24 protein-coding genes are annotated in these 24,138 nt (G+C 67.4%); 14 read left to right on the top strand and 10 right to left on the bottom strand.

Annotation, left to right across the window (positions count from 1 at the left end; genetic code table 11):
• Position 1 precedes the first annotated feature (1 nt).
• Together gatA and gatC are read right to left on the bottom strand one after the other, a co-directional pair.
• Positions 2 to 1,474: an Asp-tRNA(Asn)/Glu-tRNA(Gln) amidotransferase subunit GatA gene (gene gatA / locus BN1313_RS08805; RefSeq protein ID WP_091739226.1), complete on the bottom strand. Its 1,473-nt coding sequence runs from the start codon at positions 1,472 to 1,474 to the stop codon at positions 2 to 4.
• Complete coding sequence (gatC, locus tag BN1313_RS08800; RefSeq protein ID WP_091739223.1) at positions 1,475 to 1,762, bottom strand: Asp-tRNA(Asn)/Glu-tRNA(Gln) amidotransferase subunit GatC; 288 nt, start codon at positions 1,760 to 1,762, stop codon at positions 1,475 to 1,477.
• 71 nt (positions 1,763 to 1,833) lie between these two features.
• Here gatC and ruvX point away from each other — a divergent pair, with 71 nt between their 5' ends.
• The 10 genes from ruvX (at position 1,834) to rpmG (ending at position 13,038) form a co-directional block, all read left to right on the top strand.
• Positions 1,834 to 2,286, top strand: a complete 453-nt coding sequence (gene ruvX, locus BN1313_RS08795; RefSeq protein ID WP_091739220.1) for a Holliday junction resolvase RuvX — start codon at positions 1,834 to 1,836, stop codon at positions 2,284 to 2,286.
• Positions 2,287 to 2,444: 158 nt separating this feature from the next.
• Positions 2,445 to 2,891 (top strand): VOC family protein, encoded by a 447-nt coding sequence (locus BN1313_RS08790; RefSeq protein WP_091739217.1) that lies wholly within the window; start codon positions 2,445 to 2,447, stop codon positions 2,889 to 2,891.
• A 40-nt stretch (positions 2,892 to 2,931) separates the two neighbouring features.
• Positions 2,932 to 3,921: an aspartate carbamoyltransferase catalytic subunit gene (locus BN1313_RS08785; protein WP_091739214.1), complete on the top strand. Its 990-nt coding sequence runs from the start codon at positions 2,932 to 2,934 to the stop codon at positions 3,919 to 3,921.
• Complete coding sequence (gene pyrC / locus BN1313_RS08780; RefSeq protein ID WP_091739209.1) at positions 3,921 to 5,207, top strand: dihydroorotase; 1,287 nt, start codon at positions 3,921 to 3,923, stop codon at positions 5,205 to 5,207. Before BN1313_RS08785 ends, pyrC begins: the two co-directional genes overlap by 1 nt.
• Before the next feature lies 1 nt (position 5,208).
• Entirely contained in the window at positions 5,209 to 5,829 is a 621-nt protein-coding gene (plsY, locus tag BN1313_RS08775) for a glycerol-3-phosphate 1-O-acyltransferase PlsY (RefSeq protein WP_091739207.1), read from the top strand.
• Positions 5,826 to 6,896 carry a DNA-processing protein DprA gene (gene dprA, locus BN1313_RS08770; protein WP_091739204.1) on the top strand — a complete coding sequence of 357 codons (1,071 nt, stop codon included), beginning with the start codon at positions 5,826 to 5,828 and terminating at the stop codon, positions 6,894 to 6,896. Before plsY ends, dprA begins: the two co-directional genes overlap by 4 nt.
• Before the next feature lie 119 nt (positions 6,897 to 7,015).
• Positions 7,016 to 9,646 carry a type I DNA topoisomerase gene (gene topA, locus BN1313_RS08765; protein ID WP_091739201.1) on the top strand — a complete coding sequence of 877 codons (2,631 nt, stop codon included), beginning with the start codon at positions 7,016 to 7,018 and terminating at the stop codon, positions 9,644 to 9,646.
• Between the two features lie 61 nt (positions 9,647 to 9,707).
• The gene (gene rnr, locus BN1313_RS08760) at positions 9,708 to 12,050 is read left to right on the top strand and encodes a ribonuclease R (protein ID WP_091739198.1); all 2,343 of its coding nucleotides are present in this window, start codon (positions 9,708 to 9,710) and stop codon (positions 12,048 to 12,050) included.
• Between the two features lie 2 nt (positions 12,051 to 12,052).
• Complete coding sequence (locus BN1313_RS08755) at positions 12,053 to 12,751, top strand: NUDIX hydrolase (protein ID WP_091739195.1); 699 nt, start codon at positions 12,053 to 12,055, stop codon at positions 12,749 to 12,751.
• A 119-nt stretch (positions 12,752 to 12,870) separates the two neighbouring features.
• Positions 12,871 to 13,038: a 50S ribosomal protein L33 gene (gene rpmG, locus BN1313_RS08750; RefSeq protein ID WP_091739192.1), complete on the top strand. Its 168-nt coding sequence runs from the start codon at positions 12,871 to 12,873 to the stop codon at positions 13,036 to 13,038.
• A gap of 60 nt (positions 13,039 to 13,098) precedes the next feature.
• Here rpmG and BN1313_RS08745 read toward each other — a convergent pair whose 3' ends face one another.
• Positions 13,099 to 13,476, bottom strand: coding sequence for a response regulator (locus BN1313_RS08745; RefSeq protein WP_091739189.1), 378 nt, complete (start codon positions 13,474 to 13,476; stop codon positions 13,099 to 13,101).
• A 160-nt stretch (positions 13,477 to 13,636) separates the two neighbouring features.
• Here BN1313_RS08745 and BN1313_RS08740 point away from each other — a divergent pair, with 160 nt between their 5' ends.
• The 3 genes from BN1313_RS08740 (at position 13,637) to clpA (ending at position 17,741) form a co-directional block, all read left to right on the top strand.
• Complete coding sequence (locus tag BN1313_RS08740; RefSeq protein WP_091739186.1) at positions 13,637 to 14,911, top strand: DNA polymerase IV; 1,275 nt, start codon at positions 13,637 to 13,639, stop codon at positions 14,909 to 14,911.
• Between the two features lie 150 nt (positions 14,912 to 15,061).
• Entirely contained in the window at positions 15,062 to 15,397 is a 336-nt protein-coding gene (clpS, locus tag BN1313_RS08735; protein ID WP_091739184.1) for an ATP-dependent Clp protease adapter ClpS, read from the top strand.
• Positions 15,398 to 15,401: 4 nt separating this feature from the next.
• Entirely contained in the window at positions 15,402 to 17,741 is a 2,340-nt protein-coding gene (clpA, locus tag BN1313_RS08730) for an ATP-dependent Clp protease ATP-binding subunit ClpA (RefSeq protein ID WP_091742538.1), read from the top strand.
• 52 nt (positions 17,742 to 17,793) lie between these two features.
• On the opposite strand, the gene BN1313_RS08725 is transcribed toward clpA, so the two are convergent.
• The 5 genes from BN1313_RS08725 to BN1313_RS08705 all read right to left on the bottom strand — a co-directional run bounded on the left by BN1313_RS08725 (position 17,794) and on the right by BN1313_RS08705 (position 21,236).
• Positions 17,794 to 18,231, bottom strand: coding sequence for an HIT family protein (locus BN1313_RS08725; protein ID WP_091739181.1), 438 nt, complete (start codon positions 18,229 to 18,231; stop codon positions 17,794 to 17,796).
• A 103-nt stretch (positions 18,232 to 18,334) separates the two neighbouring features.
• A complete protein-coding gene (locus tag BN1313_RS08720) occupies positions 18,335 to 19,471 on the bottom strand; it encodes a GNAT family N-acetyltransferase (RefSeq protein ID WP_245620146.1) in 1,137 nt (378 codons plus the stop codon).
• Between the two features lie 14 nt (positions 19,472 to 19,485).
• Positions 19,486 to 20,226, bottom strand: a complete 741-nt coding sequence (locus BN1313_RS08715) for a glycerophosphodiester phosphodiesterase family protein (RefSeq protein ID WP_091739175.1) — start codon at positions 20,224 to 20,226, stop codon at positions 19,486 to 19,488.
• Entirely contained in the window at positions 20,223 to 20,684 is a 462-nt protein-coding gene (locus BN1313_RS08710; protein ID WP_091739172.1) for a RidA family protein, read from the bottom strand. The genes BN1313_RS08715 and BN1313_RS08710 overlap by 4 nt, the downstream gene beginning before the upstream one ends.
• Positions 20,685 to 20,798: 114 nt before the next feature.
• Positions 20,799 to 21,236 carry a phasin family protein gene (locus BN1313_RS08705; protein WP_091739169.1) on the bottom strand — a complete coding sequence of 146 codons (438 nt, stop codon included), beginning with the start codon at positions 21,234 to 21,236 and terminating at the stop codon, positions 20,799 to 20,801.
• Positions 21,237 to 21,508: 272 nt separating this feature from the next.
• Here BN1313_RS08705 and BN1313_RS08700 point away from each other — a divergent pair, with 272 nt between their 5' ends.
• Complete coding sequence (locus BN1313_RS08700; protein WP_091739166.1) at positions 21,509 to 22,777, top strand: D-alanyl-D-alanine carboxypeptidase; 1,269 nt, start codon at positions 21,509 to 21,511, stop codon at positions 22,775 to 22,777.
• 65 nt (positions 22,778 to 22,842) lie between these two features.
• On the opposite strand, the gene BN1313_RS08695 is transcribed toward BN1313_RS08700, so the two are convergent.
• Both BN1313_RS08695 and BN1313_RS08690 read right to left on the bottom strand, forming a co-directional pair.
• Entirely contained in the window at positions 22,843 to 23,274 is a 432-nt protein-coding gene (locus tag BN1313_RS08695; RefSeq protein WP_091739163.1) for a J domain-containing protein, read from the bottom strand.
• Entirely contained in the window at positions 23,275 to 24,105 is an 831-nt protein-coding gene (locus tag BN1313_RS08690; protein WP_091739160.1) for a division plane positioning ATPase MipZ, read from the bottom strand.
• Positions 24,106 to 24,138: the final 33 nt, after the last annotated feature.

The following is a 24,138-nucleotide window of genomic DNA, read 5'->3' as shown; positions in this document are numbered from 1 at the left end:
ATCACCACCACTTCTGAGGCTTGGCGCGGAAGTCCGCAGCTTTCTCGATCGCCCCACCCAGTGAAAATAGGGTTTCTTCGTCCAAAGGGCGACCGATCAGCTGCAGACCGAGCGGCAGGCCGTTGGCGTCGACGCCCGCCGGCACGCTCATGCCCGGCAGCCCGGCCAGGTTCACCGTCACGGTGAAGATGTCGTTTAGATACATCGCCACCGGATCGTCGGCGTTCTCGCCGAGCGCGAAGGCCGCCGACGGGGCCGTCGGCGTCAGCAGGGCGTCGACCTTTTGGAAGGCCTGGTCGAAGTCGTCGGCGATGCGGCGGCGCACCTTCAGCGCCTTCACATAATAGGCGTCGTAATAGCCGGCCGAGAGCACATAGGCGCCGATCATGATGCGGCGGCGAACCTCGGCGCCGAAGCCTTCTGCGCGGGTCTTCTCGTAGGTCTCAGTCAGGTTCGCGCCCTCGACCCGCAGGCCGTAGCGCATGCCGTCATAGCGGGCGAGGTTGGAGGAGGCCTCGGCCGGCGCCACGATGTAGTAGGCGGGCAGCGCGTACTTGGTGTGTGGCAAGCTCACCTCGACGATCTCGCAGCCGGCCTCCTTCAGCCAGGCGATCCCCTGTTCCCAGAGCTTCTCGATCTCCTCGGGCATGCCGTCGACGCGGTATTCTTTCGGCACGCCGATCCGCAGCCCTTTGACCGAATTGCCCACGAAGCTGGCGAAATCCGGAACCGCGACGGGCAGGCTGGTGGAATCCTTCGGATCGTGGCCCGACATCGATGTCAACAGCAGCGCCGTGTCCTCGACAGTGCGCGCCATCGGCCCCGCCTGGTCCAGCGACGAGGCGAAGGCGACGACGCCCCAGCGTGAGACGCGGCCGTAGGTCGGCTTGATGCCAACCGTGCCGGTGAAGGCCGCAGGCTGGCGGATCGAGCCGCCCGTGTCGGTCGCAGTCGCCCCTAGACAGAGCTCCGCAGCCACCGCCGCCGCCGACCCCCCCGACGAGCCGCCCGGCGTCAGCTGGGTGTTGCCGCCTTGGGCGCGCCAGGGATTGATCACGGGGCCAAACGCGCTGGTTTCATTAGACGAGCCCATGGCGAACTCATCCATGTTCAGCTTGCCCAGCATCACCGCCCCGTCGCGCCACAGGTTCGCGGTGACCGTGGACTCGTAAGGGGGCTTGAAGCCCTTGAGGATCTTCGACCCTGCGGTCGCTTCGACACCCTCGGTGCAGAACAGATCCTTGATCCCCAGCGGCGCACCGTCCAGCGGGCCGGCGTCACCGGAGGCGCGGCGCGCGTCCGAGGCCTTGGCCATCTCGATGGCCTTGTCCGGCGTCTCCAGCACAAAGGCGTTCAATGCGCGGGCCGCTTCGACAGCGTTCACGTGGGCGCGCGTCAGCTCTTCTGCGGAAAAGGTCTTCGCCTTCAGGCCGTCCAGAGCGGCCTTCAACGTCAGCGAGGTGAGCGACGACATCTATTCCACCACCTTCGGCACCACGAAGAAGTCGCCGACGCGTTTCGGGGCGTTGGCCAGCACACGGTCCGGATCGCCGCCCTCCGTCACGACGTCGTCACGCATCGGCAGGGTCACGGCGACCGCCGAGGTCATCGGCTCGACCCCGTCGGTGTCGACCTCCGCCAGCTGCTCGATCCAGTCGATGATGCCGGACAGCTGCCGGGCGGTCTCGTCCAGCGTCTCTTCAGGCTGGGCGAGACGCGCCAGCCTGGCGACCTTGCGCACGGTCGCCGCGTCGATGGCCATGAGGGCCTCCTTGAATGTGTCGCGCTGGGTTAGCCGCCGCGAAGCGCTTTTTCAATGATATGGGAGCCGCCATGGCCATCGTAGACCTGCAAGACCTCCCCGTGGCGCCCCTCGTCGGCCTCGACCTGGGCGAAAGGACCATCGGCGTCGCCGTCTCAGACGGCGCCCGGATCATCGCCTCGCCTCTCGAACTGATCCGCAAGACCAAGTTCACCCAGGACGCCGAGGCCCTGTTCAAGGTCATCGATCACCGCGGCGTTGGCGGGATCGTCGTCGGCCTGCCGGTGAACATGGACGGGACCGAGGGGCCGCGCTGCCAGTCCTCCCGCGCCTTCGCCCGCAACCTGCTGCGGTTGCGTGACATCCCGATCGCCTTCTGGGACGAACGTCTGAGCTCGGCGGCCGTCAACCGCATGCTGATCGACGAAGCCGACGTCAGCCGCACCCGCCGCGCCGACCTCGTCGACAAAGCCGCCGCCGCCTGGATCCTGCAAGGCGCCCTGGAGCGGTTGCGGCAGGGCTAAGAAATCCACTGTCATCCCGGAAGCCCCGCAGGGGCTATCCGGGACCCAGGAGGGTTCTGCACGGCTGCGCCGTCGGTACGGAGGAGACGGCGCGTGCAACGACCCCTGGGTCCCGGGTCTGCGCTTCGCTACGCCCGGGATGACGGTTAAGGTTAGGCATGACCGAAACTTTTGACTTTGGATCACCTCCAAAAGGCGGCTGGGCGAAGCTCGCGCCGGAGTTGCTGGTCAGCGACCTTGCGGTCAGCCGCGCCTTCTGGATCGATGTCCTCGGCTTCGGCCAGGCCTATCAACGGCCGGGATTCGTGTATCTGGAACGGCCTGAAGGCGGTCAGATCATGCTGTGCGACCGATCCGCCAAGTGGGAAACCGCCGAGCTTGTTCCGCCGTTTGGGCGCGGCGTGATTATCCAGGTCTTCGTCGGCGATATCGAACCTGAACTGCAACGGTTGAGCGCGCGGGCTCACCCCCTCTACGCCCAACCGCGCGAGGTCTGGCGTCGCACGGGTGACCGCGAGAGCGGCAAGCGTGAGTTCGTCGTGCAGGATCCTGACGGATACCTTGTCCTGATGGCCGCTGATCTTGGGGAACGTTCGCCGTCCTGACCTTCCCTTCCCCCCAGAAGCCCCCTAAGACGCAGCTTTGATGAACGATAGAGCGCCCTTCACCGATCCCGGCTTGAGCGAGGCGCTTGGGCGCATCGCGCCGTTCCCGAAACGCCATTTCCTGTCGGTGCTGGACCTGAACGAGGTCGAGGTCGCGAACCTCCTCGACCTCGCCGACCGGTTCGTCAGCCTGAACCGTCAGACGTCCAAGAAGCTCGACCTCCTGGCCGGTCGGACCTTGATGAATCTGTTCTTCGAGAACTCGACGCGCACCCAGAGCTCCTTTGAGCTGGCCGGCAAGCGACTTGGGGCCGACGTCGTCAACATGAGCCCGCGCTCCTCGTCGATCGCCAAGGGCGAGACCCTGATCGACACCGCCGTGACGCTGAACGCCATGCAGCCCGACCTGCTGGTCGTGCGTCACGCCTCCTCCGGCGCGGCCGCCCTGCTCGCGCAGAAGGTCACCTGCTCGGTGATCAACGCCGGCGACGGCCAGCATGAACACCCGACCCAGGCGCTGCTCGACGCGCTCTCCATGCGCCGCGCCTTCGGCAGGATCGCCGGGCTGAAGGTCGCCATCTGCGGCGACGTCCTGCACAGCCGCGTCGCCCGTTCCAACGTCGCCATGTTGCAGATGCTGGGCGCCGAAGTGCGGCTGGTCGGCCCCGCCACCCTGATGCCGGCACAGGCCGAGCGCTGGGGCGCCGCCGTCCACAACACCATGCGCGACGGTATCGCCGGCTGCGACGTGGTCATGATGCTGCGCCTGCAGCTGGAGCGCATGGACGGGGTCATGGCCCCCTCCCAGCGTGAATACTTCCGTTACTTCGGCCTCGACCGCGAGAAGCTGGCCTATGCCGACCCCGGCGTGCGCGTCATGCACCCGGGTCCGATGAACCGCGGCGTCGAGATCGACTCCGACGTCGCCGACGACCTGGCCATCAGCCTGATCCAGGATCAGGTCGAGATGGGCGTCGCCGCCCGCATGGCCGTTCTGGCGACGCTCGCCCAGCGCCTGGACAACGCCTGATGGCCGCGACGCTGTTCACCAACGTCCGCCTTGTCGATCCGGCCAGCGGCTATGAGGGCCCGGGCGCCCTCCTTGTCGAGGGCGGTAAGATCGCCAAGGTGGCCCAGGGCGGCGAGATCGCGGCCCCCGCCGGCGCCGAGATTATCGACGGCCAGGGCAAGCTAATGATGCCCGGCCTTATCGACCTTCGGGTCAAGACCGGCGAGCCCGGGGCCGAACCCAAGGAGACGCTCAAGTCCGCCTCCCGCGCCGCGGCGGCGGGCGGCGTCACCTCCATCGTCGTCCAGCCCGACACAGATCCCGTGGTCGACGACCCGTCCGTGGTCGATTTCATCCTGCGCCGCGCCCGCGACATTGAACTGGTTCACGTCTACGCCGCCGGCGCCGCCACCAAGGGCGCAAAGGGCGAGCGGATGGCTGAGATCGGCCTCATGGCCGAGGCCGGTTGCGTCTACATCACCGACGCAGACCACCCGATCGTCGACTCCAAGGTGCTGCAGCGGATCTTCGCCTACGCCAGGGGCTTCGATGTCCTGGTCGCCCACCGACCGGCCGACCCCTGGCTGTCCAAGGGCGCCGCGGCCACCTCGGGCGAGTTCGCCGGCCGCATGGGCCTGCCCTCCGTCCACGCCGTGGCTGAGCGGATCATGCTGGAGCGCGATCTGGCCCTGGCCGAAGTCACTGGCGCGCGGCTGTTGGTCGACCAGATCACCACCGCCGGCGCGCTCGACAGCCTGAAGCGAGCCCTTGGTCGCGGGGTGAACGCCGTCGCCACCACCTCGATCAACCACATGTCGTTCAATGAGATCGACATCGGCGACTACCGCACCTTCTGCAAGGTCGAGCCGCCGCTCCGGAGCGAAGATGACCGCCAGGCGGTCATCGACGCCGTCGCCTCAGGCCTGATCAAGATCGTCGTCTCCGCCCACGCCCCCGCCCCGGCCGAGGACAAGCGCCTACCCTATGACGAGGCCGCCCCCGGCGCCGTGGGGCTCGAAACCCTGCTGCCGGCCCTGCTGGCCTTCCATCACGATGGCCGCATCCCGCTCATCGACCTGATCCGCACGGTGACCGCTGCGCCAGCCGACCTGCTGCGCCTGCCCGCCGGGCGCCTGAACGAAGGCGCCCCGGCCGACCTCGTGCTCTGCGATCCCAACGCGCCGGTGCTGATCGACGCCGCCAAGCTCGCCTCCAAGTCCAAGAACTCGCCGTTCGACGGCCGCCGCCTGCAGGGCAAGGTGTTGCGCACCCTTGTCGACGGTCGCACCGTCTTCCAGGCTGGTTGAGATGACGCCCACCCTGATCCTCGCCGCCGTCATGGGCGGCTACCTTTTGGGCTCGATCCCCTTCGGCGTGATCGTCACGCGCCTGGCGGGCGCCGGCGACCTGCGCCAGATCGGCTCGGGCAACATCGGCGCCACCAACGTCCTGCGAACGGGCCGCAAAGGCCTGGCCTTCGTCACCCTGGTGGGCGACGGCGGCAAGGGCGCGCTGGCGGTCCTTTGCGCCTGGCTAGCCACCCGTGACGCCGGTCCCATGGTCCAGGTCCAGTTGACGGCCCTGGCCGGCGGGGCGGCCTTCCTCGGCCACCTCTTTTCGGTCTGGCTCAAGTTCCGCGGCGGCAAGGGCGTGGCCACCTTCCTGGGCACGCTGCTGGCGGCCGCCTGGCCGGTCGGACTGATCGCCTGCGCGACCTGGCTGGTTGTGGCGAAACTTTTCAAATTCAGTTCGCTGTCGGCGTTGGTCGCAACCGCGACCGCACCGGTCGTCGCCCTGGCGCTCGGCCGCCCCTGGCCTATCGCGCTCCTGGCCGCCGTCATGGCCACGCTGGTCTACTTCCGGCACGCCGAGAACATCCGTCGCCTGCTCAAGGGCCAAGAGCCGAAGATCGGCGGCGATAAGGCGTGAGCCCGAACGAACGTCGCGCCTGGCTGAAGCTCGCGCGGACCGAGACGGTCGGCCCCGTCGCCTTCGCCCACCTGATCGACCGCTTCGGCGACGCCGAGGCCGCGCTCGCCGCCCTCCCCGACCTCGCCCGCAACGCCGGCCGCTCGGTCATACCGCCCAGCGACGCTGCCATCGACCGCGAGCTCGCCGCCGGCGAGACCCTCGGCGCCCGGCTCCTCTGCTCGGGCGAACTCACCTTCCCGCCCCTTCTCGCCGCCGTGGACCCGCCGCCGCCGGTGCTGTGGGCGCGGGGGAACGCCGAACTGCTGGTCCGGCCCACTGTCGCCATCGTCGGCGCTCGTGTGGCCTCAGCTTCGGCGCAAGGTTTCGCCCGCGGCATGGCCGCCGAGCTTGGCGCGGCAGGCCTGGTCATCGTCTCCGGCCTCGCCCGCGGCATCGACAAATCCGCCCACGAGGGCGCCTTGCGCACCGGCACGGTCGCCGTGCTCGGCGGCGGCGTCGACGACATCTACCCGGCCGAGAACACCGCCCTCTACGGCCAGATCGTGGAATCCGGCTGCGTGGTCTCCGAGAACGAACCCGGCCGCAAGGCCGTCGCCCGCGACTTCCCCCGCCGCAACCGGATCATCTCCGGCCTCAGCCGCGCCGTCGTGGTGGTCGAGGCGGAGATTCGCTCCGGCTCCCTGATCACCGCCCGCCTGGCCGCTGAACAGGGCCGCGAAGTCCTGGCCGTGCCCGGTTCGCCGCTGGATCCGCGCGCCCGCGGCGCCAACGACCTTATCCGGCAGGGCGCCGCACTCTGCGAAGGCGCCGACGACGTCCTGCGCGCCCTGGAGGGCCTGTCCGGCCTGCGCGAACCCGAACATCCCTACCGCGGCGCGCCAAGCGACCCGGACGAAGCCCTGCGAGAGAGGATCTACGCCCTCCTCTCGCCGACCCCGGCCCCCATCGACGAGATCGTCCGCGCGTGCGCTGCGCCGGCGTCGCTGGTTTTCGCCGCGCTGGTGGAACTCTCCATCGCCGGCCGCTGCGAGCTCGCGCCAGGCGGCATGGCGTCGCGAATTTAAGCCTGCGAAGCAGGCTGCTGGCCGGCGGAAAGCTGGGGCGTTGACAGAGCCCTAGGGCCGCCCCCACTTTCCGCCTCCCTGAGAGGGGGCCTCAGCGGCCCTCGGAAAGCGCCGCATAAGTGAAGCTCGTCGTCGTCGAAAGCCCGGCCAAGGCTAAGACCATCAATAAGTATCTGGGCTCGGACTACACGGTCCTGGCGTCCTACGGCCACGTCCGCGACCTGCCGCCCAAGGACGGTTCGGTGAAGCCGGACGACGACTTCGCGATGACCTGGGAGGCCGACGCCAAGGGCGCCAAACGCCTGTCCGACATCGCCGAAGCCGCCAAGGGCGCCGACCAGATCATCCTGGCCACCGACCCCGACCGCGAGGGCGAGGCCATCTCCTGGCACGTCCTGGAGGTTCTGCGGAAGAAGCGCGGCTTGAAGGACATCGCCGTCCAGCGCGTCGTCTTCAACGCCATCACCAAGTCCGCTGTCACCGAAGCCATGAAGGCCCCGCGCGACCTCGACATGGAATTGGTCGAGGCCTATCTCGCGCGCCGCGCCCTCGACTATCTTGTGGGCTTCACCCTCTCGCCCGTGCTTTGGCGCAAGTTGCCGGGTTCGCGTTCGGCCGGCCGCGTGCAGTCGGTGGCGCTCCGTCTCGTGGTCGACCGCGAGATCGAAATCGAGAAATTCCGCACCCAGGAATATTGGACCGTCGAGGCCGACGTCTCGGCCGGCGGCGACCCCTTCACCGCCCGCCTCGCCAAGTTCGGCGGCAAGCGCCTGACCAAGTTCGACCTGGGCGACGAGGCCGCCGCCACCACCGCCCGCGACGCGGTGCGCGAGTCGCAGTTCACTGTCACGGCGCTCGAGAAGAAGCCGGCCCGGCGCTCACCGCCGCCGCCTTTCACCACTTCGACCCTGCAGCAGGAGGCCTCGCGCAAGCTCGGCTTCTCGGCTCAGCGCACCATGCAGGCGGCCCAGAAACTCTATGAGGGCGTCGACATCGGCGGCGAGACCGTCGGCCTCATCACCTACATGCGGACCGATGGCGTGCAGACCGCGCCCGAAGCCCTCGACGAGGCGCGCGATGTCATCGGTGGTCTGTACGGGGCGCCTTATGTGCCCGAGAAGGCCCGCATCTATTCGACCAAGGCCAAGAACGCTCAGGAGGCCCACGAAGCGATCCGCCCGACGTCGCTGGCCCGCAACCCCGGCCGCATGCGCCTCGATCCCGACCTCGGCCGGCTCTACGAGCTGATCTGGAAGCGGATGATCGCCTCGCAGATGGAATCGGCGCGGCTCGAGCGCACCACCATCGACATGGAGACCTCCGACGGCCGTATCGGCCTGCGCGCCACCGGCCAGGTCGTGCTCTTCGACGGTTACCTCGCCGTCTATGAGGAAGGCCGCGACGACGCCGACGACGAGGAAGGCGGCCGCCTGCCCATCGTCCATGAAGGCGCCGACGCCCGGGTCGCCGAAGCCCGCGCGGACCAGCACTTCACCGAGCCGCCCCCGCGCTACTCCGAAGCCAGCCTCGTCAAGAAGATGGAGGAGCTCGGCATCGGCCGGCCGTCCACCTACGCCTCGGTCCTGGGGGTCCTTCGCGACCGCGGCTACGTCCGCATGGAGAAGAATCGCTTCCATCCCGAGGACAACGGCCGGCTGCTGACCGTCTTCCTGGAAAGCTTCTTCCGTCGCTACGTCGAGTACGACTTCACCGCCGACCTTGAGGAAAAGCTCGACCTGGTCTCGGCGGGCGATCTCGACTGGAAGGTCCTGCTCCGCGAGTTCTGGAACGACTTCCACGCCAAGACCGAGGAGGTCAGCGGCCTGCGCACCCGCGACGTGCTTGACGAACTGAACAATGTCCTCGCGCCCTTCCTCTTTCCGCAGGTCTCGGAAGGCGCCGACCCGCGCGTCTGCCCGACCTGCGGCACGGGGCATCTCAGCCTGAAGACCAGCCGCTTCGGCCCCTTTGTCGGCTGCTCCAACTATCCGGAATGCCGCTACACCCGTCCCATCGGCCAGCAGACCGAGGGCGATGCGCCCAGCGGCGACCGTGAACTGGGCACAGACCCCGTCACCGGCGAGACGGTCTTTCTGAAGTCCGGCCGCTTCGGCCCCTACGTCCAGCTGGGAGAGGGCGAAAAGCCCAAGCGCTCCAGCCTGCCCAAGGGCTGGTCGGCGCCGGACATGGACCTGGAGAAGGGCCTGCGCCTGCTGCGCCTGCCGCGCGAAGTTGGGCTGCACCCCGAAGACAGCCAGCCGATCACCGCTGGAATCGGCCGCTTCGGACCCTTCGTCCTGCACGCCGGCACCTATGCGAACCTGCCGAGCGCCGACGAGGTCTTCGATGTCGGCGTGAACCGCGCCGTGGCCCTCCTCGCCGAAAAGCGCGCCGGCCGCGCCGGCCGCGGCGAGGCGAACGCGCTCAAGGACCTGGGCGCCCACCCCGTCGACGGCGCACCGATCAAGGTGCTCTCTGGCCGCTACGGCCCCTACATCAAGCACGGCTCGACCAACGCCAACCTGCCCAAGGGGACCGACCCCCAGGACCTGACCCTGGAAGAGGCCGTCAAGCTCATCGCGGAACGCGAGGCCAAGGGCGGCGGCAAGAAGAAGCCCGCCGCCAAGAAGGCCCCTGCCAAGGCGAAGGCCCCGCCCAAGACCACCGCCAAGGTCGTCAAGACCAAGTCGCCGGCCAAGAAAGCCACCGCCAGGAAGAAGGCGCCGGCGAAGAAGGTGGCGGACGCCTAACCCTCCTGCCCGTCGCGCAGGGATGAAGGGCTCCCAACGGAAAAAGTGCTAACGCTTCCTCATGGCCAAACCGCCCCGCACGCCGAAGTCGAGTCGCTTCCCCGCCGCCGCCAAGAAGGCGGCGGCTCGCGCGCCCCAAGGGCTGCCCGACCGCGAGACCCTGCTTAAATACCTTCGTGAGAATGGCGAGGCCGCCAAGGCGGACATCGCCCAGGCCTTTGGGTTGAAGGGCGCCGAACGCCGGGCCCTGCGCGAAATGTTGCAATCTCTGGAGACCGAAGGCGCGCTGGGCCGGCGCGGCCGGCGCGGCTACGCCGAGGCCGGCGCCCTGCCCGAGGTCGGCGTCGCCGATGTCGTCGAGCGCGACGCTGATGGTGAATTGCTCGTCCGCCTCACCAAGGGTGACGACGCCCCGCTGGTCCCGCTCGCGCCGTCCTCAAGCCGCGACACGGGGCCTGCGCCGGGCGTTGGCGACCGGCTGCTGGTGCGTTTTGAGAAGCTCGAGAGCGGCGATTGGATCGCCCGTCTGATCAAGACCGTCGGCGGCGGCGCCGACAAGGTGCTGGGCGTGATTCGCAAAGCGCGCCGCGAGGTTCGGGTCGAGCCCGTCGATCGCCGCTCCAAGACCAGCCTGCTGCTCACCGACCCCTCCGCCTACGACCTGCGCGATGGTGACCTGGTGGTCGCCCAGGAGACCGCCGCGGAGGGCCGCTTCGGACCGAAGCGTGGCAAGGTCCTGGAGGTGATCGGCCGCGAGGACCAGCCTCGCGCCGCCTCGATCATCGCCATCCACGCCCACAACCTGCCGACCGGCTTCACCGCCGCCGCCGAGGCCGAAGCCGAGGCCGCCCAACCCCCCACCCTTACCGGGCGCGAAGACCTGCGCGCCGTACCCTTCGTCACCATCGACCCCTCCGACGCCCGCGACCATGACGACGCCGTCTATGCGCAGGCCGACGAAGAGCCGGGGAACGCCGGCGGCTGGATCGTCTGGGTCGCCATCGCCGATGTCGCGGCTTACGTCCGCGCCGACACCGCCCTGGACCGCGAGGCGCGCGAGAAGGCCAACAGCGTCTATTTCCCCGACCGGGTCGAGCCCATGCTGCCCGAGCGCCTGTCCAACGGCCTGTGCTCCCTCGTCGAGGGCGAGAACCGCGCCTGTATGGCCGTGCGCATGGTCTTTGGCGCCGATGGCCGCAAGCGCGGCCATCGTTTCGTCCGCGGCCTGATGCGTTCTGCCGCCAAGCTCTCCTATGAACAGGCCCAGGCGGCCATCGACGGCGAGCCGGACGATAAGACCGGCCCAATCCTCGAGACCATCCTGAAGCCCCTCTGGGAGGCTTATCATTGCATGCTGAAGGGCCGCCTGGCCCGCTCGCCCCTGGCCATCGAAAGCCTGGAGCGCCGCATCATCATCGGCGAGGACGGCAAGGTCGCCTCGATCATGCCGCGCAAATCCCTCGAAGCTCACCGGCTGATCGAGGAGATGATGATCCAGGCGAATGTCGCCGCGGCGGAACAGCTCGAAGGCAAGAAGACCCCGCTGATCTATCGGATCCACGACACGCCCAGCCAGGAAAAGGTCCAGTCCCTGGCCGACTTCCTTGAGACCATCGGCGTGCCCTGGACCAAGGGTGAGGCGCCGCGCACCGATCGCTTCAACCGACTACTGGAGCAGACGCGCGAAACGCCCCACGCCGACATCGTCAATGAGGTGGTCCTGCGGAGCCAGATGCAGGCGGTCTATTCCAACGACAACATCGGTCACTTTGGCCTGAACCTCGGCCGCTACGCCCACTTCACCTCACCGATCCGCCGCTATGCCGACCTCATCGTACACCGCGGCCTGATCCGGGCGCTGGGCCTTGGCGATGATGGCCTGACCGACTCCGAGATCGGCAAGCTGAAGGACACCGCCGAGAAGATCAGCAACGCCGAACGCCGCGGCATGGCCGCTGAGCGAGACGCCACCGACCGTTATGTGGCGGCCTTCCTGTCCGACCGCGTCGGCGCGATCTTCGCCGGCAGGATCACCGGTGTCACCCGCTTCGGCCTGTTCGTGCGCCTGGACGAAACCGGCGCGGATGGCCTGGTTCCGGTCTCGCGCCTGGGCGGCGAGTATTTCGTCCACGACGACCGCAGCCACGCCCTGGTCGGCGAACGCTCCGGCGCACGCTGGCCGCTCGGCATGCCCGTCGAGGTTCGCCTCGTCGAAGCCACCCCCATCACCGGCGGCCTCCTGTTCGACATGCAGAGCGAGCCGGCGCCGCCCGATCCCACCGCCGCGCGGCCGCGGCCCGGTGTGCGTGCGCGCGCGGAATTCCGCGACCCAGGCCGCTCGACTGCGCCACGCAAGCCCAGCGCGCGCGGCGGCAAGCCCGGCGGGCGCAAGGGGAAACGCTAGACATGGCGGTTCGTCCCAAACGCGACGGCCCACCCCTTCCGCAAGGCGACAAGACGGTAAGGCCCAAGGCGGCCGCGAGCCTGATCCTGATCCGGCGCGACGCCGACAGCCTGCGGGTGCTGATGGGCCGCCGCCACAGCGGCCACGCTTTCATGCCTGACCGCTGGGTTTTCCCTGGCGGCCGCATGGACCGCGGCGACCATCGTGCGCCGGCCGCAACGGAACTCGCACCCGACGTCGTCGCGCTATTCGAACGCAACGGCCAATCCGCCCGCGCCCGCGGCCTGGCCCTGGCCGCCATCCGTGAAACCTTCGAGGAGGCGGGTCTTCTGATCGCGACCCCCGCCCCAACACGCCCCGGCGCGGGCGCGTGGCGGCCCTTCCTGGCCCAGGGCGCCCTGCCCGATCTCTCAGCGCTGGAGGTTCTTGCGCGCGCCATCACCCCGCCGGACATCGCTCGCCGCTACGATACCTGGTTCTTCATGGCGGAGGCTACGCGGCTGCTGAGCCAGGATCGCCAACCGGACTGCGGCGAACTGGACGAGATCGCCTGGATCACGCCCCCTGAAGCCGACGCGCTGCCGCTGCCAGGCATTACCCGGCTGATCCTGGCCGAAGCCATCGCCCGACTCGACGATTCAAGTCGACCGCGTCCCAGCTTCCGCTTCGTCGGCGCCAGGCGAATGATCTCGGCGCTCTGATCGACAGACGGCGCGCCGAGGGAGATAGGTTGACTTCGCGGCGAAGATTCGTATTTTCCGCCGCTCTTTAGAACACCGCCGACGGCGTCGCCTGTCAGCCCCGCACCAAGGACCCGCCCATGGCGAAGCCCGCATCCATCAAGATCCGCATGAACTCCTCGGCGGACACCGGCTTCTTCTACGTCACGAAGAAGAACGCCCGCACCAAGACCGAGAAGCTGGTCATGAATAAGTACGACCCGATCGTGCGCAAACACGTCGAGTTCAAGGAAGGCAAGATCAAGTAGGATCGCCTTCCCGCTTGAAAATTTCGAGACGCCCGGCCTCACCGCCGGGCGTTTTCATTTTCAGTCCCCGACGGATCCGATCAAGCGCCGAATCGTCGCGAGGAACGGGTCCATCGAGACGGGTTTGGCCATATAGGCCTCTGCTCCGCCCTCACGAATGCGCTCCTCGTCGCCCTTCATGGCGAAGGCCGTCACCGCGAAGACTGGGATGCCGGCCAGCGCCGGGTCGTCCTTCAGCCATTTGGTGACTTCCAGACCGGAGATCTCGGGTAAGTGGATGTCCATGACGATGAGGTCGGGGCGATGCTCGCGGGCAAGCGCCAGGGCGCTCACGCCTTCGCGGGCCTGGAGGACGGCGTAGCCTTCATCCTCGACCAGGTCGCTGAAGAGCTGCATGTTGAGCTCGTTATCCTCGACGATGAGGATGGTCTTGGCCATTGGCGGCGCACGAGTCCCGTGGGGCCAGAGGCGCAAGACCGCCAGCGAAGCGAGACTGATTCCACGGCCTTCCCTTAAACTTCGTTAGTGGCCCTGCGCTGAAGAGCGGACGAGATGGAACAAATCAGGTATATCCGCAGGGTGATCCGCCGGCGCTGAGATGAAGAGCTTCTGCCGCGACTGCTTCGCCAAGTTCGAATACCGGCCTGCACGCTGTCCGGTCTGCGCGTCGCCACGCCTGGTCGCCCACGATGAGCTCGACACCCTCGCCATCGCCCACATGGATTGCGACGCCTTCTACGCCTCGGTCGAGAAGCGGGATCGGCCAGAGCTCCGCGACAAGCCGGTGATCGTCGGCGGCGGGGTGCGCGGCGTCGTCACCACCTGTTGTTACATCGCCCGCATCAAAGGCGTGCGTTCGGCCATGCCGATGTTCAAGGCGCTTCAGGCTTGCCCGGAAGCCGTGGTCATCAAGCCGGACTTCGCCAAGTACCGCGCCGAGAGCCAGAGGATCCTGGGCATGGCCGCGGAGCTGACGCCTCTGGTCCAGAACCTGTCGCTGGACGAAGCCTGGATGGACCTGTCGGGCACCGCGCGGCTACATGGAGCGGCGCCGGCCCTGACGCTCGCCAAGTTGCAGGCCCGCATCGAGGCCGAGACGGGCCTCACCGTCTCCATCGGGCTTGCGCCCAACAAGTTCCTGGCCAAGGTCGCTTCGGATTTCGACAAGCCGCGCGGGTTCTCCATCATTGGCGCCGCCGAAGCCCAGAGTTTCCTGGCGCCCCTCAGGGTCGGCGTACTGCCCGGCGTGGGGCCGGCCATGGTGGCGGGTCTGGAGCGCGCGGGTCTTCGCACCGTGGGCGATATCGCCCGTACGGATATCCGCGAACTGGCCGAGCGCTTCGGTTCTGGCGGGCTACGGCTTCACCGGCTCGCCCATGGCCAGGACGCGCGCGCGGTCGATCCCGATCAATCGCGCAAGGGTATCAGCGCCGAGACGACTTTCAACGTCGACCTGAGCGCGGTCTCCGACCTGGAGGATAAGCTTGCGCCGCTCTGCGAGCGCGTCGCCCGCCAGGCCCGCGCCGCTGGCGTAGCGGGCCGCGTGGTGACCCTGAAGCTACGCGCCACCGACTTCCGTATCGTCACCCGCAGGCGGACGCTGGCCCTGCCGACTCAGACTGCGCGCACCCTGTTCGCGGTGGCGCGCGAACTGCTGGCCCGCGAGGCGGACGGCCGGTCCTGGCGTCTGATCGGCGCTGGCTTCTCTGATTTGGCGCCGGCGGATGCCGCGGAAGCAGATTTTTTCGCCGGCGCCGAGAAGAAGACGCTGGCCAGCGAGCGAACGCTCGACTCGCTGCGAGACCGCTTCGGCGCGGGCGCGGTGACCTCAGGACGGATTCTGCGCGCAAAAGCAGCGTCGGAAGATGATTGAGGCTGTTTTCTGCGCCCTGGCGCGGCGCCTGGGCTCTGCCTTGACCGGAGATATCCACCACGCGTGACGATTCCGCCCTTTCAAACGGAGATGTTTTCCATATCTAATCTCCTGTGGGTGTCGCGGTCGCGTCGCCAGGAGACCGGTTAAATGGCCGAACGCAAACTCAGTGATGCAGATTCCGGCGCCGGCGTCCGTTCGGCGGTGGTGACGCAGACCAAGCCGAAGACTCAAAAGCCCTCGATGTACCGGGTGCTTATACTCAACGACGACTACACACCGATGGAATTCGTGGTGTACGTTTTAGAGCAGTATTTTAACAAGTCGCGCGAAGAAGCGACGAAGATCATGTTACACGTCCACCAACACGGTATCGGTGTGTGCGGGGTCTTCACATACGAAGTGGCGGAAACAAAAGTGGCCCAGGTCGTTGATACTGCACGGCGGCATCAGCATCCGCTTCAGTGCACCATGGAGAAGGACTAGTACCCTGCCGTCATTCTCGCGCCACCTCGAAGAGACCCTTCACCGCGCCGTCGCCTACGCCAACCAGCGTAAGCACGAATACGCGACCTTGGAGCATCTGCTCCTCTCACTGGTCGACGACGAGGAGGCCGCCGGAGTGATGCGCGCCTGCGACGTCGACCTTACGTCGCTGCGCACCACCCTCACCAACTATGTGGACAACGAGCTGCGCTCGCTTGTCGTCGACGATGGCGAGGACGCCAAGCCGACCGCCGGCTTCCAGCGCGTCATTCAGCGCGCCGTCATCCACGTGCAGTCCTCGGGCCGCGAAGAAGTCACCGGGGCCAACGTCCTCGTGGCGATCTTCTCCGAGCGCGAGAGCCATGCGGCCTACTTCCTGCAAGAGCAGGACATGACCCGCTATGACGCCGTGAACTACATCGCCCACGGCATCGCCAAGAAAGCGGGTTCGTCGGCCTCGGCGAAGCAGACCAAGGGCGCCTCTTCGGCTCCGCCCGAGGATGAAGACAAGGCGCCGGTGAAGACCGGCGGCGAGGCTCTCGAGGCCTACTGCGTCGATCTCAACGAGAAGGCCAAGCAGGGCAAGGTCGACCCCCTGATCGGCCGTCACGCCGAGGTCGAACGCTGCATCCAGATTCTCTGCCGCCGAACCAAGAACAACCCGCTTCTGGTAGGCGACCCGGGCGTTGGCAAGACGGCGATCGCCGAAGGTCTTGCTCGCAAGATCATCAACAAGCAGGTCCCTGAAGTCCTGGCCAATTCGACCATCTTCTCGCTCGACATGGGCGCGCTGCTGGCCGGCACCCGCTATCGCGGCGACTTCGAAGAGCGCATCAAGCAGGTGGTGAAGGAACTCGAGAACCATCCGGACGCGGTGCTGTTCATCGACGAGATTCACACGGTGATCGGCGCCGGCGCGACCAGCGGCGGGGCCATGGACGCCTCGAACCTGCTGAAGCCGGCGCTGGCGTCAGGCTCGCTCCGCTGCATGGGTTCGACGACCTACAAGGAGTTCCGTCAGCACTTCGAGAAGGACCGCGCTCTGGTGCGTCGCTTCCAGAAGATCGACGTGAACGAGCCGACCATCGAAGACACGGTAAAGATCCTGAAGGGCCTCAAGACCTACTACGAGGACTTCCACAAGCTGCGCTACACCAACGACGCCATCCGGTCGGCGGTGGAGCTGTCCGCGCGTTACATCAACGACCGTAAGCTGCCGGACAAGGCGATCGACATCATCGACGAGGCTGGCGCGAGCCAGATGCTGCTGCCGGAAGGTCGCCGCAAGAAGATCCTCGGCGTGAAGGAGATCGAAGCGGTGGTCTCCAAGATCGCCCGCATCCCGCCGAAGTCGGTGTCCAAGACCGACACGGAGGCCCTGAAGCAGCTGGAAAGCGACCTGAAGCGCGCCGTCTACGGCCAGGACAATGCGATCGACCAGCTGTCCTCAGCCATGAAGATGGCCCGGGCGGGTCTCCGCGATCCAAACAAGCCGATCGGCTGCTACCTGTTCTCCGGTCCTACCGGCACCGGCAAGACCGAAACGGCCCGCCAACTGGCCTCCACGCTCGGCATCGAACTCCTGCGGTTCGACATGAGCGAGTACATGGAGCGCCACACGGTGAGCCGCCTGATCGGGGCGCCTCCGGGCTATGTCGGCTTCGACCAGGGCGGACTCCTAACCGACGCTGTCGATCAACACCCGCACGCGGTCGTGTTGCTGGACGAAATCGAGAAGGCTCACCCGGACGTCTACAACATCCTCCTGCAGGTGATGGACAACGGCCAGCTGACCGACTCCAACGGCAAGAAGATCGACTTCCGGAATGTGGTGCTCATCATGACCACCAACGCCGGCGCGTCGGACGCTCAACGCAACTCGATCGGCTTCGGCCGGGGGAAGAATGCGGATGAGGCGGATGAGGCGATCAAGCGGGTCTTCACGCCGGAGTTCCGCAACCGTCTGGACGCGATCGTGGCCTTCGCCGGCCTCACGCCGGAAATCATCCGCCAAGTGGTGCTGAAGTTCGTCATGCAGCTGGAAGCGCAACTCGCCGACCGCCACGTGACGATCGAAACCACCGACGAAGCGGCCGACTGGTTGGCGAAGAACGGCTTCGACGAACTCTATGGCGCCCGGCCTTTGGCCCGGGTCATCCAGGAGAACATCAAGAAGCCGCTGGCCGACGAGATCCTGTTCGGCAAGCTGACCAAGGGCGGCCACGTGAAGGTGGTGCTGCGCGACGGGAAGCTGGCCTTCGATATCGAGGGCGATGAGACCGAACCCGGCGCGCCGATCATCGAACACCCGGCCGAGGACGCCAAGGCCGCGCTCGCGGACTAGGTTTCCAGACAGAAAATGCGGAAGGCCCGGGCTCGCCCGGGCCTTTTTGCATTCAGCTGAGTTTTGCGGCGATCCGTTCAGCCAGCGCCTTCAGTTCATCGAGGTCAGCCATGCCGGTCTGACCGTGACGGCCGATCGGCTGGCCGTCCCAGACGGGCAGAACGTGCACGTGCAGGTGGAACACGGTCTGGCCGCCGACTTCGCCGTTGAACTGCGCGATCCGGATCCCATCCGGGGAAAGGGCCGCACGGCAGGCCTTGGCCAACCGTTGTACGCCGAGCATCAGCGCCGCAGCGTTCTCCGGGGTCTCTTCGAGCAGGTTGCGCGCCTGGCTCAGCTTGGGGATCACCAGGGCGTGGCCGCGCGACTGCGGGAACACGTCCATGATGGCCAGCAACCGGTCATCTTCGAACACCCGCACCGCCGGCATGTCGCCGCGGATGATCTTGGCGAAGATATTGCCTTCGTCGTAGGTCCCGTCCAGGCTCATGGCTTACTCCCGCAAGATGCAGGTTTCGGCTGTAACACGACAGTCGAGGGGCGGCCCATGGCCTTGAGACCAGCAGGCGGCGGCAGGATGGCGCCGCCCGCCCCTAACCTGCGGTCTTGAAGGGCGAGTAACCCTCTTCCAGCCATTCCATACGCTCCTCGACCTGGGCGCGCTCATTGGCGAGGAAGTCCATCACCGCAGCGCGGAACCGCGGATCGGAGATGTAGTGGGCTGAGTAGACGGGGCTCGGCAAATAGCCGCGGGCGATCTTGTGCTCGCCCTGGGCGCCGGCCTCCACGCGCTTCAGGCCATGGTCGATCGCCCATTGGATCGCCTGATAGTAGCAGAGCTCGAAATGCAGGAACGGGACGTCCTCCACGCAGCCCCAGTTGCGACCGAACAGCGTGTCCTCGCCGATCAGGTTGAGCGCGCCGGCGATCCACCGCCCATGACGCCTGGCCATGACCAGCAGCACCCGGTCCGCCATCCGCTCGCCCAGCAACGAGAAGAATCGGCGGTTGAGGTAGGGCCGCCCCCACTTGCGCGAGCCGGTGTCCATGTAGAAGGCGAAGAAGGCGTCCCAGTGCTCTTCGGTGAGATCCGCGCCGGTCAGCGCGTGGATTTCAAGGTCGGCGGCGGCGTCCCGGCGCTCGCGGCGGATCGTCTTACGGCGTCCCGACGACAAGTCGGCGAGGAAGGCGTCGAAGTCGGCGTAGCCACGATTAACCCAGTGGAACTGCTGGCCCTCGCGCTGACCCAGGCCCTGGTCGCCCGCCCAGCGCCACTCCGCCTCGGTCAGGAAATTGACGTGGAAGCCAGAGACGCCATAGCGCTCGCACATCGTCAGCGCACCGCCCAGGAGGCGCGAGCAGGCCTCTTCGGCGTCCACGTCAGCGCGCACCAGGAACCGCTGGCCAGTAGCGGGCGTGAAGGGCGCGGCCGACAGCAGCTTTGGGTAATAGCTGCCCCCTGCCCGCTCCCAGGCGTCAGCCCAGGCATGGTCGAAGATGTATTCGCCCTGGCTGTGTGACTTCAGATAGAGCGGCAGGACGGCGGCGGTCCGGCCGTCGGCGTCGGCGACCGACAGGTGCTGCGGACCCCAGCCGGTTCGCTCCACCGCACAGCCGGCCTCTTCCAGGCAGTCGAGAAAGTCATAGGAGACGAAGGGGTTTCCAGCCGACGCCGCGCAGGCGTCCCAGGCCTCGCGGCCGATCTCGGCGATCCGTTTATGGATGCTCACCGAGTCCTGCAGACTCAAGGCCGGAAGCCCTCGAAGACGTAGTTGTCGCAAACCGCGAGCGCCGGGTCCGCAGGATCGCGCACGGTCCAGCCGATGACGGGCATGCCCTTGGCGCGCAGCTTGGCGGCGGGCGCGCTGGCGACCACGTCGAGGCCCAGGACGAGGAAGTGCGCCCTGGCCTCGCCGAGCTGTTGCAGGGCGGCGAAGGCCTTGCGCTGTTCGGCGGCCATGTGCGGGGCCGAACGCCAGGCGTCGCTGTTCAGGCCGCGCAGGACGCCGGGGAAATGGTCGGCGAACCAGGCATGGGAGTAGGGATTGAAGCCGATGACGCTGACCGGACCATTGTGGTCGATCAGCACCTCGTGCACGCGCCGCTCAAGGGGACCCACCTCGCCGAAGGGGGTCTTGAGCTCGACGTGGACCATGGCGCGGTGGCCAATCACGGCCAGAGCCTCCAGCAGGGTCGGGATGCGCTCTTCGCCGCCCAGAAGGGCGATCTGAGCCAGGTCGGCCGCGGTGTGGTCGCGAACCCGGCCAGGCTCGCCGGTCAGGCGTTCCAGGGTGTCGTCGTGGAAGACGATCGCCTCGCCATCAGCGGAGATCTGCACATCGAGTTCGACACCGTAGCCGGCGGCGATAGCGGCCTGGAAGGCGGCCAGCGAGTTCTCGGGGGGGCCGTCAGGGGCCCACAACCCGCGGTGCGCGACCGGCGGGCCGAAGAGATGATCCCAGGCCTCGCCGAACCGCGCCTTCATGCGATCTGGAAGATGGCGTCGACTTCGACCGCGAAGTTCATCGGCAACCGGTAGACTCCGACCGCCGAGCGGGCATGGCGACCGGCGTCGCCGAAGACCTCGACCATCAGGTCCGAGCAGCCGTTCACGACGGCGGGGATCTCGAAGAAGTCAGGGCCGGCCTGGACGAAGCCGCCCAGCTTGACCACGCGGACGACCCGGTCGAGGTCGCCCTCGCAGGCGGCTTTCATCTGGGCGATCAGGCTGACGCCGCAGAGCCGCGCCGCCGCGCGCGCCGTCTCAGCGTCCACGTCGACTCCGACCACGCCGGTCACGCCGCCGGAGGCGTCGCGCGACACCTGGCCGGAGATATGCACCAGGTCGCCCGCACGGACGAAGGGGACGTAGTTGGCCACGGGGGCCGCGGCCTGCGGCAGGACGACGCCGAGTTCGGCGAGGCGGTCTTCGATCTTGGACATGACGTAAGGTCTAGCGCCCAGCGCGCCCAGCGCAAACGTGAAAAAGCCCGGACCTCGCGGTCCGGGCCCTCTCTGCGCCCCCGGCTCCCGAAGGAGCCGATCTCAGAGTCCGGCTTAGCGCGCGGATTGAATCTTTTCGACGACGGCGGTGACGCGTTCGTTCAGCGGCTTCAGGCTGTCCTTGGCGGAGGCCGAGACGATTTCGCTCATCTTGCCGACTTCGGCCATGTAGGCCTCGATCGCCGACTTGGCGAAGGCGGTCTGCAGCTCGACGACTTCCTGCACGCTCTTGGCGGAGGAGAACGACTTGGCGGCGGTGACCTGATTTTCGAAGGCCGACTTCGAGAAGGCGATGGCCTGGGCGCCCAGCTCTTCCGCGCCCTTGGTGGCGGCGGCGACGGAGGCGATCAGGGCTTCGAGGTTCTTCTTCGAGACGGCGTTGGCTTCGTTGAGCGCGGTGAGCGACTTTTCAACGTTGTCCTTGAAGGCGGTGTTGGTCGCGGCGGTGAACTGCTCGACGGTGTTCTTCACGGTATCGGCGGCGTCGGACATTGATCCGGTCTCCTGAATGCGGAACTGCGGCCAGGCCGCTGAGGCGATCGAACAGTCTCATGTTGCACTGCAGCAGTCAACGCGAAATTGTGCGCTGCAACAAACTTGTCGCGGACCAGAAACGTTCGCCAAGCCCTCGAAACGGGCGCCGCGTTCCATCACGGCCTGTTCAACTCCTGTTTACCTTGCCTCAACCCCTGCGAACTCATGGTATCAGGAATACGGGCGGCCTTGGGGGGCGCCTATCAACCCTTTGATTCGACGGACGAAGCATGCTCCAGCCCGCCCGCCGCCTGATGGTTTCGATCGGATTGGCCGCCACGATGGCGCTCTCTCCCCTCGCTGGCACCGCCCAGGCGCAGACCCCCGGCTTCCGAAACATCCTGGCCGCGACCCAGACGAAGTACGCCGCGATCGTCGTCGATGCGAAGACCGGTGAGGTGCTTTACGCCAAGCACGCGGACGATCCGCGCTACCCGGCGTCGATCACCAAGATCATGACGCTGTACCTGACCTTCGAGGCGCTTTCGTCGGGCAAGCTTAAGACCACCGACCGGGTGGTGTTCTCGCCGCGCGCCGCGGCGGCTTCGCCCTCGAAGCTGGGCGTGCGGCCCGGTGAATCGATCAGCGTGTCCGAGGCGATGCAGGCCCTGGCCATCAAGTCGGCCAATGACGCCGCCGTCGCCATGGCCGAGAAGATCGGCGGCAGCGAGGCCCGCTTCGCCGCCATGATGACCCTGCGCGCCCAGGAGCTGGGCATGCAGAACACCCATTTCGCCAACCCGCACGGCCTGCCCGACAGTCGACAACTGACGACGGCCCGCGACATCGCGATCCTGTCGCGGGCGGTGATGCGCGACTACCCGCAGTACTATCATCTGTTCAATCAGCGCTCGTTCACCTTCCGCGGCCAGACCATGACCAACCACAACCGGCTGCTGGGCCGGATGCCGGGGGTGGATGGTCTGAAGACCGGCTTCACCAACGCCTCCGGGTTCAACCTGGCGGTCTCGGCGGTGCGGGATAACCGGCGCCTGATCGGCGTGGTGATGGGCGGCCCGACGACCGCCCAGCGCGACCAGAACGCCGAGGACCTGCTGCTGACCGGCTTTGACGTAATGAGCCGTCGCGCCCGCGGCGAGCAGATCACTGTCGCGCAGAGCCTGTTCGAACCGGAGCCGACCGGCCCGATCCAGCGCACCGGCATCGAACAGGGCGACGCCGAGCAGGATGGGGTGAAGATCGTCCTGGCCCATGCGCCCATCCCCGCGCCGGTTGCGGCCCGCGCAGCGGCCCGGCCGGCGCGCGGCGAGGACTGGGCTGTCCAGGTCGGCGCCTTCAAGAAGCAATCCGACGCGCGCGCCCAGATCGCCCTGGTCAAGCAGCGCTTCAGCAAGTGGGTGTCCGGCGGCGCGGCCGATACTGACCGCGCAGGCGGCGTCTACAAGGCCCGCATCCAGAACCTGTCCGAGGGGGACGCTCGCGGGGCCTGCAAGGCGATCAAGGCCAAGAAGATGGCCTGCATGGTTGTGAAGGGCTGATTGTAAGCCGCCTCTCCGTTTCCCTTCTCCCCTCGCGGGAGGACGGTGTCGCGCCATCTCCGGGCCTAGTTCAGATCACGCTTCAGACGGTCGCGAGCGGCGTTGAGTTGGGCGGCTAGGCCTTCGGTGCCGCCGGCGTCGGGGTGGGCTGTGCGCATGAGCCGACGATAGGCGGCGTCGATGTCAGTTTCGGTCGCGGTCTCGGGCACGCCCAGCATGGCGCGCGCTTCGCCCAGGCTCATGCCGTCTTCCTTGGGTGGGCGCGATTGTGGTCTGGGCGACGGGCGGCGCACGGCGGCCGACAGCCAGAGACCTACGACCGACAGGACGACGGACAGGCCCCAGCCGCCGCGCATCGCCGACCAGGCGGCGACGGCGAACAGAACCATGGCGGCGGGCGCGGCCAGCAGGCGCCAACCGCGGCGCATCATCATTGGCCGGCGGCCGATCCAGACGGCGAGGAAGAGGCCGAGCGCGCCGAGGAGGAGGAAGACCACCTATTCGGCGGCCATCAACTCGTCGCTGAACCCCGAAAGGCCGATGGCGGTCATCAGGGCGCGCAGCTCCTGGCGGGCCGCCACATGCTGCAGCGACATGGCCACGGGCCGGATCTGCGGCGACAGGTCGGCGACCGTCAGGCCGAAGGGGAAGAGCTCGCGATAGATCACCCGGTCGCGCAGTCCAGGGCCCACGCGGAAGCCGACCTTGCGGGCGAGCGCCTGCACCCGCTCGTCCAGACGCTTGCGGTTGCGCGCCTCGGTCGAGGCGAGGCGGTTGCGCAGAACGATCCAGTCGATCTGCTTGCGGTCGCGCACGGCGCGGGCCTTGCGGCTGGCCCAGACGCTCTCGGCGTAGAGGCTGTGGCGCTTGAGCTCGAGTGTCACGGGATCGACGACGCCCAGCATGTCGAAATCGACGAAGCTGTCGTTCATCGGGGTGACGATGACGTCGGCCTGCTGGTGGGCGGCCGAGCTGGTCGCCGTGTCGGCGCCGGGCGTATCGATCAGCACGAAGTCGGCGCTGGCGCTGGCGCGGGCGAAGGCGTCCTCGAAACGGGCCACGGCCTCCTCGGCCGGCGCCTTGGAGAGCGCAGCGTCGTCGTCGCTGAGCGGATAGAGGTCGGCCATGGGCGCGGTCACGCCATTGGCCTCCAGCCAGGCCGCACGGCTGGCGAAGAAGTGGCGGAAGGTCTGCTGGCGCAGATCGAGGTCGATCACCGCCACCCGTGCGCCGCCGTGCAGCAGGGCGGTGGCCGTGTGGATGGCGATGGTGGACTTGCCCGCCCCGCCCTTCTCATTGCCGACGACGATGACGTTAGCCTGGCCCATGGCTTGGTGTGGCTCCAACCCGGTTAGCGAATC

It is taken from the genome of Phenylobacterium immobile (ATCC 35973) (genome assembly GCF_001375595.1).
GTDB lineage: Bacteria > Pseudomonadota > Alphaproteobacteria > Caulobacterales > Caulobacteraceae > Phenylobacterium > Phenylobacterium immobile.
Note: the sequence above shows the minus strand (reverse complement) of the source record. Positions and strands in the feature narration are given on the sequence as shown.

Excerpts from the sequence above, each read along its gene's own strand:
- BN1313_RS08740 (WP_091739186.1), top strand. The coding sequence starts at position 13,637 with ATGAAGAGCTTCTGCCGCGACTGCTTCGCCAAGTTCGAATACCGGCCT.
- plsY (WP_091739207.1), top strand. The coding sequence starts at position 5,209 with ATGACGCCCACCCTGATCCTCGCCGCCGTCATGGGCGGCTACCTTTTG.
- pyrC (WP_091739209.1), top strand. The coding sequence starts at position 3,921 with ATGGCCGCGACGCTGTTCACCAACGTCCGCCTTGTCGATCCGGCCAGC.
- BN1313_RS08690 (WP_091739160.1), bottom strand. The coding sequence starts at position 24,105 with ATGGGCCAGGCTAACGTCATCGTCGTCGGCAATGAGAAGGGCGGGGCG.
- BN1313_RS08725 (WP_091739181.1), bottom strand. The coding sequence starts at position 18,231 with ATGAGCCTGGACGGGACCTACGACGAAGGCAATATCTTCGCCAAGATC.
- clpS (WP_091739184.1), top strand. The coding sequence starts at position 15,062 with ATGGCCGAACGCAAACTCAGTGATGCAGATTCCGGCGCCGGCGTCCGT.
- gatC (WP_091739223.1), bottom strand. The coding sequence starts at position 1,762 with ATGGCCATCGACGCGGCGACCGTGCGCAAGGTCGCCAGGCTGGCGCGT.
- BN1313_RS08785 (WP_091739214.1), top strand. The coding sequence starts at position 2,932 with ATGAACGATAGAGCGCCCTTCACCGATCCCGGCTTGAGCGAGGCGCTT.
- BN1313_RS08710 (WP_091739172.1), bottom strand. The coding sequence starts at position 20,684 with ATGTCCAAGATCGAAGACCGCCTCGCCGAACTCGGCGTCGTCCTGCCG.
- rpmG (WP_091739192.1), top strand. The coding sequence starts at position 12,871 with ATGGCGAAGCCCGCATCCATCAAGATCCGCATGAACTCCTCGGCGGAC.
- BN1313_RS08790 (WP_091739217.1), top strand. The coding sequence starts at position 2,445 with ATGACCGAAACTTTTGACTTTGGATCACCTCCAAAAGGCGGCTGGGCG.
- BN1313_RS08715 (WP_091739175.1), bottom strand. The coding sequence starts at position 20,226 with ATGAAGGCGCGGTTCGGCGAGGCCTGGGATCATCTCTTCGGCCCGCCG.
- gatA (WP_091739226.1), bottom strand. The coding sequence starts at position 1,474 with ATGTCGTCGCTCACCTCGCTGACGTTGAAGGCCGCTCTGGACGGCCTG.
- rnr (WP_091739198.1), top strand. The coding sequence starts at position 9,708 with ATGGCCAAACCGCCCCGCACGCCGAAGTCGAGTCGCTTCCCCGCCGCC.
- BN1313_RS08755 (WP_091739195.1), top strand. The coding sequence starts at position 12,053 with ATGGCGGTTCGTCCCAAACGCGACGGCCCACCCCTTCCGCAAGGCGAC.
- ruvX (WP_091739220.1), top strand. The coding sequence starts at position 1,834 with ATGGCCATCGTAGACCTGCAAGACCTCCCCGTGGCGCCCCTCGTCGGC.
- BN1313_RS08705 (WP_091739169.1), bottom strand. The coding sequence starts at position 21,236 with ATGTCCGACGCCGCCGATACCGTGAAGAACACCGTCGAGCAGTTCACC.
- BN1313_RS08700 (WP_091739166.1), top strand. The coding sequence starts at position 21,509 with ATGCTCCAGCCCGCCCGCCGCCTGATGGTTTCGATCGGATTGGCCGCC.
- BN1313_RS08745 (WP_091739189.1), bottom strand. The coding sequence starts at position 13,476 with ATGGCCAAGACCATCCTCATCGTCGAGGATAACGAGCTCAACATGCAG.